Genomic DNA, 7412 nt, shown 5'->3' with positions numbered 1-7412 from the left:
GGCTGCCCCGACAGGGGCGGGGAGAGGCCGGCAAAGGGAGGGGCCCACACGTTGCACAGCAACGTGTGGGGCGACACGCAGAGCGCGTCGCGTCCCGCGCCAGATAAAGAAAAAGGGCTGCCTTTCGGCAGCCCTTTTTCTTTATCTGGCGGAGAGGGGGGGATTCGAACCCCCGAGGCGCTATAAACGCCTGCCTGATTTCGAGTCAGGTACATTCAACCACTCTGCCACCTCTCCGGGTGGTCCCCGGCGGACCGGGGACGCGCATCATACGAGGAAGTCAGGCCGACGACAAGTCATTCCGGTCAATGAAGTGAAAATTTCCTGGATGCATGCCTTGCCGGATGCCCGCAGCCCCCCGATGATGCCTGTCTCCCCAGCAATACCCCGCCCCTGCACACCATGATCGAATTCGGACACCTCACCCACCCCGGCCTGCGCCGCGAGCTCAACGAAGACACCTACTACGGTGACAGCGAGCTGGCCCTGTGGCTGGTGGCCGATGGCATGGGCGGCCACGCCTGCGGCGAGGTGGCCAGCGCGCTGGCGCGCGAAACCATCGTGCGCGAGATCCGCCGTGGCGCGCCGCTGGCCCAGGCCATCCGCACCGCCGACGAAGAGATTATCCGCGCCTCGCGGCGGCGCAACGACACCCTGCCGATGGGTACCACCGTGGTCGCCGCACGCGTGCAGGGCAATCGCTATGAAGTGGCATGGGTCGGCGACAGCCGTGCCTACCTCTGGCGTGACGGCCAGCTGGCACAGCTCAGCCAGGATCACAGCGTGGTGCAGGAACTGGTCGCGCAGGGCAACCTGACGGCCGAACAGGCACGCGCGCATCCACATCGCAACGTGGTCACCCAGGCGCTGGGCGTCACCGATCCGGCACATCTGAACGTGGCCACCACCAGCGGCGAGCTGCGCCCCGGCATGCAGCTGCTGCTGTGCAGTGACGGCCTGACCGAGGAAGTGGACGACCGCGGCATCGCCCGCACCCTCGCCTTCGAGGATGCAAGCGCACAGGAATGCGTGGACACGCTGGTCGCCGCCGCGCTCGACGGCGGTGGCCGCGACAACATCAGCGTGATCCTGGTGCGCTGCCATTAACCCGTAGATCCACGCCATGCGTGGAGGCGGTAGTGCCGGCCGCTGGCCGGCTCACCGGGAAACGTGTTCACGCAAATGCCGGCCAGCGGCCGGCACTACCTCTTCCAGGCATTACGCGCTGGCGGCCTCTTCCACCTTCGGCCCATCCCACAGTGCGTGGCCGGCCTTCTTGCGCAGCCGCTCCAGCCGCGCGGCATGCGCTTCCAGCTCCGACGGCGTGGCCATTACGCGCGGGCGCGGCAGCAGCTTGCTGGTATCGAAGGCCTGCAGCGCCGCACCGGCGCCACCGCCATCGTCATCCCCCAGGCCGAATCCGATCTCTTCCTGCCCCGAGGTCAGCGCGATGTACACGTCACCCAGGATCTGCGCATCGAGCAGGCCGCCGTGCAGCGCACGGTGCGAGTTGTCAACGCCCAGTCGCTTGCACAGCGCATCCAGCGAATTGCGCTGGCCCGGGAAGCGCTCGCGCGCCATCACCAGGGTATCGATCACCGTGCAGCGATCGGTGATCTTCCCGTACTGCGGGCCCAGCAGCGACAGCTCGTTGTCGAGGAAGCCCAGGTCGAACGCCGCGTTGTGGATGATCAGCTCGGCGCCATCGATGAAGGCCAGGAACTCATCGGCGATCTGCGCGAAGTCCGGCTTGTCAGCCAGGAACTCCAGGGTCAGGCCGGTGACTTCCTGCGCGCCCTGTTCGAACTCGCAGTCCGGCTTGATGTACTGGTGGTAGTTGTTGCCGGTCGGGCGGCGCTTGAACAGCTCCACGCAGCCGATTTCGACGATGCGGTTGCCCTTCTTCCATTCCAGGCCGGTGGTTTCGGTATCGAGGATGATCTGACGCATGGGCTCAGTTTACCGGGCTGGCGTCGCGGATCTGGATGGCCGCGTTGCGCGCCAGCGTATCCACCCGCTCGTTGTCCGGGTCACCGGAGTGGCCCTTTACCCAGCGCCAGTCGATCTGGTGCCGCAGCGTCGCGGCATGCAGGCGCTCCCACAGCTCGCGGTTCTTCACCGGGTCGCCGCCGGCGGTCTTCCAGTTCTTGCGGATCCAGCCGGGCAGCCACTGCGTCAGGCCCTGCCGCACGTACTGCGAATCGGTATAGAGCACGATGTTGCAGGGCTCGGTGAGCGTCTCCAACCCGGAAATGGCCGCCATCAGCTCCATCCGGTTGTTGGTGGTGTGCGCTTCGCCGCCGCTCAGTTCACGCTCGTGGCCCTTGTAGCGCAGCAGCGCAGCCCAGCCGCCGGGGCCGGGATTGCCAAGGCAGGAACCGTCGGTGTGGATTTCGATGGTTTTCAATACAACTCCAGATCAGGTGGCAACGGTGCCGAGCCAACGCACCGGCAACGGTTTCGGCCCGGGCAGGGCCAGCGTGCGCTTTTCAGCATGGAACAGGCAGGCCGCGCGCAGCGGCGCCCAACCGCCCGTGCGGCGACTGCCTGCACCGCGCCAGAGCGGGCCGAGGTAACGCATATCGTCGCACTCCAGCCCGTGGCGGCCGAGCAGCAGGCGGATCCGCTGTGGCGTGCGCACCACCAGTCCGTGCTGGCGCCAATGCGTGCGGTAAGGGCTGAACGGGTTGAGGCTGCTCAGCCACAGGTGGCCGCCCGGCATCAGCACGCGCTCGCACTCGTCCAGCAGTCGCTCCGCATCGCCCGCGGTCACATGCTGCAGCACGACCGCGTTGACGCTCTCGCTGGCCAGCGGCAGCGGCAGCGCACAGCGGGTGTCGCCGGCATAGCCCTGGCCCTGCCGGAACAGCCGCAGCCCGCGCCCACCCAGCTGCGCATCCTCCAGCCAGGCCGCACTCGGTGCGATCCACAGCCAGGGCTGCTTCGGCAGGACAGACAGCTGCGGCAGCAGCAACTGCCGCTCCAGCACGCGCAAGGAGCCCGCCGGTTCAGTGTCGAACCACGGGGCCTGGCTCGCTTGACGGGTGCTCTGCAGCGCGGGCATGGTCCAATTCTATGCGACTGACTGCCCTGCCCGCATTTGCGGACAACTACATCTGGACGTTGATCGACGACGCTGGCGCCGCCGTGGTCGTCGATCCCGGCGATGCCGCGCCGGTGCTTGCGCTGGCCGATCAGGGCCTGCGCGTGGACACGATCCTGCTCACCCATCACCACGATGACCACATCGGTGGCGTGCCCGCGTTGCAGGCACGTTTTCCCGGCGTACGGGTCATCGCGCCCGTCGAGGAGCGCATCCCTGCAGCGACCGAGCGGGTCGGCGAAGGTGAACGCGTTCAGGCACTGGGCCGGACGTTCCACGTACTATCCGTGCCCGGGCATACCCGCAGCCACATCGCGTTTCACACTGCTGAACATCTTTTCAGCGGAGATTCGTTGTTCAGCCTGGGCTGTGGACGCCTGTTCGAAGGTACGCCGTCCCAGCTGCTGGCATCGATGCGCAAGCTGGGTACCTTGCCCGCGCAACTGCTGCTTTGTTGCGCCCACGAGTACACCGTGTCAAATGCCGTCTTCGCGCGGCATGTCGACCCCGCCAACGCTGCCCTGTGGCAGCGCCAAGAGGAGGCTTTGGCCATGCGCCGCGATGACCGTTCCACCCTGCCGGTAACCCTGGCCAACGAATTCGACTGCAATCCGTTCCTGCGTGTGCACACGGCGCCGATCCGCGCGGCAGTGTCGGCGCACCTGGGCCGCGACGTCGTTGACGACGTCGACGTCATGGCCGGTCTCCGGCACTGGAAAGACGGCTTCCGCGCATGATGCGCCGAAGTCTGCCGCTGGCCCTGGGCCTGGTCCTGGGGCTGGCCGGAACCGCCGGTGCCCAGTCGCTGGGCGCGGGCATCGGCCAGAACCTGGCCGTCGCGGCGGCCCTGCCGCTGGATCCGGCCGCGTTGCCGGCCGCGTCGGTCCGCAATGGCCAGGAGATCTTCTCCAGCTTCCGCGACGGCCTGGCCGAGCCCACCTGCAATGCCGAGGCCACCAGCCCGCGCTGGCAGAAGCAGTTCGCCCACGCCCCGTCGCGCCTGGCCAACCAGGATGACGATGCGCTGGTGCTGTTCGGCTACGTGGTTGAAGAGCTGCGCAAGGCCAACCTGCCTACCGAATTCGCACTGATCCCGTTCGTGGAAAGCGGCTACCGGCCCAATGCCCGCAATGGCAGCGGCCCGACCGGCCTGTGGCAGTTCATCGCCACCACCGCGCGCAACCACCGCGTGCCCATGGCCAACGGCTACGATGGCCGCCTGTCGGCGGTCGATTCCACCCAGGCCGCAGTGCGCTACCTGAAGACCCTGCACGGCATGTTCGGCGGCGACTGGCGCCTGGCCACCATGGCCTACAACGCCGGTGAGTACCGCGTGTTGCAGTCCATGCGCAAGGCCGGCATGAACGCGCAGAACGCCAAGCCGTCGGCGCTGCCCGGCCTGTCGCCGGTCACCCATGCCTACGTCGAGAAGCTGCATGCCCTGGCCTGCGTGCTGGAAGACGTGGAAGACCAGCCGGGCGTGATGGCCTCGCTGGACCGCACCGTGCCGGTGCTGAAGGACCACACCCTGCCCGCCGGCACCAGCGTCCAGCAGTGGGCCGCACAGCGCGCCCTGGACCCGGCCAGGATCGCCCGCCTCAACCCCGCCCTGGCGGGCGGTGGCCGCGCCTCGTCGGGTACCACCCGCGTGCTGGCTCCTGTCTCGGCTGCCAATGCGACGGTCGCGGACACCGCATCCGCCCTGGTCGCCAGCGCTGCGCCAGTCGCCACCGCAGCACCGACGCCGCAGGTGGCCAAGACCGTCGCCGCGATCGCTGATCGTCCGCGCAGCCGCCGCCACACCGTGCGTGATGGCGAGTCGGCCTGGACCATCGCCCGCCGCTACGGCATGCCGGTCAAGGCCCTGTTGTCGCTGAACGGCCTGAGCGGCAGCAGCGTGCTGAAGCCGGGCGCCGTGCTGCGCGTCGAAGACTGACGCGTAGGCCAGGACCCTCCTGTAGAGCCGAGCCCATGCTCGGCTTTTTTCTTGCCTGCGACTTGTCGGGGTTCATGACCAGCCGAGCACGGGCTCGGCTCTACAATTCGATTTCCAGCAGCGCCCGCACAAAAAAAGGCCCGGCAATGCCGGGCCTTCTTCGATCTGCTCGCCGCAAGGCTTACAGGTTCGCCTCGGTGGTCTGGATCACGAACTTCTTGCGCATCGCCTCGATGTAGGCCTTGGCCGCGGCCATGCCATCGATCTGGCTCAGCTGTTCCTTCAGCTGCTTCTGCTGCTCTGCAGTCACTTCCTTGATGTCGCCCGGATTGACCTTGTTCACCGCGAACAGCAGCGCGTGGCCATTGACGTCGACCTTGCCATAGCTCGGCTTGCCTTCGGCCGGCACCGGCGCACTGAAGATCGCGCGGTTGATTTCCGGGGTCGGCACCGGCTGGCTGCGCGGCAGGCCCGGCATCGGGCTCAGCTGAAGCTTCTCGCTGGCGGCCAGCGACTGCAGGGTGGCACCCGCCTTCAGCTTGGCCAGGATCGCATCGGCCGCCTTGTCGCTGGCCTGGCGCTGGCGGTCAGCGCGGATCGCGGCGATCACCTGGTCACGAGCCTTGTCCAGCGGCAGGGCCTGTTCCGGGGTGTGCGCAGCCACGCGGATGACCACGCTGTGGTTGGTCGCGCCCCCCAGGGCGATCGGGTCACTGGCGGTGCCGTCCTGCACCAGCACGTCGGAGAACGCCGCACGCAGCACGGCCGGGTCAGCGGCAATGCCACTGGCGGTCGCGCGGGTGATCGGGCCCAGCGTCTGCAGCGGCAGGTTCACTTCCTTGGCGGCAGCGGCCAGGTCGCTCGGGCTCTTGTTGATGGCATCGACCAGGCGACCGGCCAGCTCGTTGAAGCCGCGCTCACCGTCGGCCTTCAGCTGTTCGGCGGCCAGCGTGTCACGCACTTCCTCGAACGACTTGCCCTGGCCACCGCGCACAGCGGCCACCTTGATGATGTGGTAACCGAACTCGGTCTTCACCGGGCCGATCACGTCACCGGCCTTGGCCGCAAACAGCGCGTCCTCGAACGGCTTCACCATCGCACCGCGCTCGACCCAACCCAGGTCACCGCCCTGGTCCTTGGAGCCCGGATCTTCCGAATTGGCCTTGGCCAGCGCGCCGAAATCGGCACCAGCGGCCTTGGCTTCGGCAGCGATCCTGTTCGCCTTGGCTTCGGCGCCGTCACCAGTAATCAGGATGTGCGAGGCCTGGCGCTGCTCCGGCGAGGTGAACTTCGCCTTCTCGTCTTCATAGCGCTTGCGCAGGGTGGCTTCATCGGCCGCCGCCGGTGCCGGAAGGTTCGCGCCGTTGATCTCGACGTACTCCAGCGACACGCTCTCGGCCTGGCGGAAATCCTTGCCGTGGCTGTCGTACCACTGCTTGATCTGCTCATCGGTCACCGGCGCGGTATCGGCCGGTACGGGCGGCAACGCGGCCAGCTCGACGTCGCGGGTTTCGCCCAGCAGCTTCAACAGGCGCTCGGTCTCGGCCTGGGTGACGAAGCCGGAGCTCTGCAGGCCCGACGGAATCACCGACTGCTGCAGGCTCTCGCGCACCAGCTCCTGGAACTGGGTCGGCGTACGCGGCGGGTTGCCGCCGGCCAGGGCCAGGCGATAGTTGTTCTCGTTGAACTTGCCGTTCGAATCGAGGAATGCGGGCATGGTCGCGATGTACTCGCGCACCGCGCCGTCGCCGATCACCACGCCCGCCTGCTCACCGACCAGGCGCACGACCTGCTCGTCGATCAGCTGGTCGAGCACGGCCATCTTGTTCTCGGTGCTCTCGAACGCGCGCGGGTCGAAGTTGTCGCCCTGCTGCTGGCGCTCACGCATGCGCTCCTGCTCGAAACGCGTGCGGAAATCCTGCGAGCTGATCTCGTGGTGCTGCCACAGCATGCGCACCGGCCACCACGACGGCGCCGAACGCCACCAGGTCGGCGGCGCGGAAACCTTGGCCACGTTCTGTGCGCCAACGCCACCGAGGTAGCTGTTGTCGATCACGAACAGGAACGGAATCATCAGCAGCCCCAGGATCACAGTGACGATCCAGCCTGAGGTCTTGTCGCGGAGTTTCTGCAGCATGGTGAGGAATCACAAGGCCTTATTGGCGAGCCCGGCAGTGTAACCCGCTTCGCCGCAGGGACCAAAAGCAGCGCCAGCGCGGCCTGCGCCCACATCGGCAGGCATGCGCCATCCGCGTGTCGGCCATTTCCACCATGGCGCAAAGAAAAAGCCCCCGGCTTGCGCCGAGGGCTTTTGAAGTTGGCGGAGCGGACGGGACTCGAACCCGCGACCTCCGGCGTGACAGGCCAGCATTC

At 67.4% G+C, this 7412-nt stretch carries 7 protein-coding genes and 1 tRNA gene; 3 read left to right on the top strand and 5 right to left on the bottom strand.

The window, feature by feature from the left end; genetic code table 11:
• Positions 1 to 146 precede the first annotated feature (146 nt).
• A tRNA-Ser gene (locus AC5JLE_RS19545) sits at positions 147 to 237 on the bottom strand.
• A 165-nt stretch (positions 238 to 402) separates the two neighbouring features.
• Here AC5JLE_RS19545 and AC5JLE_RS19540 point away from each other — a divergent pair.
• Positions 403 to 1107 carry a PP2C family protein-serine/threonine phosphatase gene (locus AC5JLE_RS19540; protein WP_014036153.1) on the top strand — a complete coding sequence of 235 codons (705 nt, stop codon included), beginning with the start codon at positions 403 to 405 and terminating at the stop codon, positions 1105 to 1107.
• A gap of 111 nt (positions 1108 to 1218) precedes the next feature.
• Here the strand turns inward: AC5JLE_RS19540 and dnaQ are convergent, their stop codons facing one another.
• From dnaQ to AC5JLE_RS19525, 3 genes are read right to left on the bottom strand one after another with little or no spacing between them, the layout of a single operon-like run.
• Positions 1219 to 1950 (bottom strand): DNA polymerase III subunit epsilon, encoded by a 732-nt coding sequence (dnaQ, locus tag AC5JLE_RS19535; RefSeq protein WP_014646158.1) that lies wholly within the window; start codon positions 1948 to 1950, stop codon positions 1219 to 1221.
• Between the two features lie 4 nt (positions 1951 to 1954).
• A complete protein-coding gene (gene rnhA / locus AC5JLE_RS19530; RefSeq protein WP_014646157.1) occupies positions 1955 to 2407 on the bottom strand; it encodes a ribonuclease HI in 453 nt (150 codons plus the stop codon).
• A gap of 12 nt (positions 2408 to 2419) precedes the next feature.
• Entirely contained in the window at positions 2420 to 3064 is a 645-nt protein-coding gene (locus AC5JLE_RS19525) for a methyltransferase domain-containing protein (protein WP_496065554.1), read from the bottom strand.
• An 11-nt stretch (positions 3065 to 3075) separates the two neighbouring features.
• Between AC5JLE_RS19525 and gloB the strand changes: the two genes are divergently transcribed.
• Positions 3076 to 3840, top strand: a complete 765-nt coding sequence (gene gloB / locus AC5JLE_RS19520; RefSeq protein ID WP_014646155.1) for a hydroxyacylglutathione hydrolase — start codon at positions 3076 to 3078, stop codon at positions 3838 to 3840.
• The gene (locus AC5JLE_RS19515) at positions 3837 to 5039 is read left to right on the top strand and encodes a lytic transglycosylase domain-containing protein (RefSeq protein ID WP_496065553.1); all 1203 of its coding nucleotides are present in this window, start codon (positions 3837 to 3839) and stop codon (positions 5037 to 5039) included. Before gloB ends, AC5JLE_RS19515 begins: the two co-directional genes overlap by 4 nt.
• A gap of 181 nt (positions 5040 to 5220) precedes the next feature.
• Here AC5JLE_RS19515 and AC5JLE_RS19510 read toward each other — a convergent pair whose 3' ends face one another.
• A complete protein-coding gene (locus AC5JLE_RS19510) occupies positions 5221 to 7176 on the bottom strand; it encodes a peptidyl-prolyl cis-trans isomerase (RefSeq protein ID WP_014646101.1) in 1956 nt (651 codons plus the stop codon).
• Positions 7177 to 7412 lie beyond the last annotated feature (236 nt).

The organism is Stenotrophomonas sp. (assembly GCF_059505245.1).
This window is presented reverse-complemented; position numbering and strand designations above follow the sequence as displayed.

Coding starts and splice junctions, on each gene's coding strand:
- AC5JLE_RS19540 (WP_014036153.1), top strand. CDS start 403: ATGATCGAATTCGGACACCTCACCCACCCCGGCCTGCGCCGCGAGCTC.
- dnaQ (WP_014646158.1), bottom strand. CDS start 1,950: ATGCGTCAGATCATCCTCGATACCGAAACCACCGGCCTGGAATGGAAG.
- AC5JLE_RS19525 (WP_496065554.1), bottom strand. CDS start 3,064: ATGCCCGCGCTGCAGAGCACCCGTCAAGCGAGCCAGGCCCCGTGGTTC.
- gloB (WP_014646155.1), top strand. CDS start 3,076: ATGCGACTGACTGCCCTGCCCGCATTTGCGGACAACTACATCTGGACG.
- AC5JLE_RS19515 (WP_496065553.1), top strand. CDS start 3,837: ATGATGCGCCGAAGTCTGCCGCTGGCCCTGGGCCTGGTCCTGGGGCTG.
- AC5JLE_RS19510 (WP_014646101.1), bottom strand. CDS start 7,176: ATGCTGCAGAAACTCCGCGACAAGACCTCAGGCTGGATCGTCACTGTG.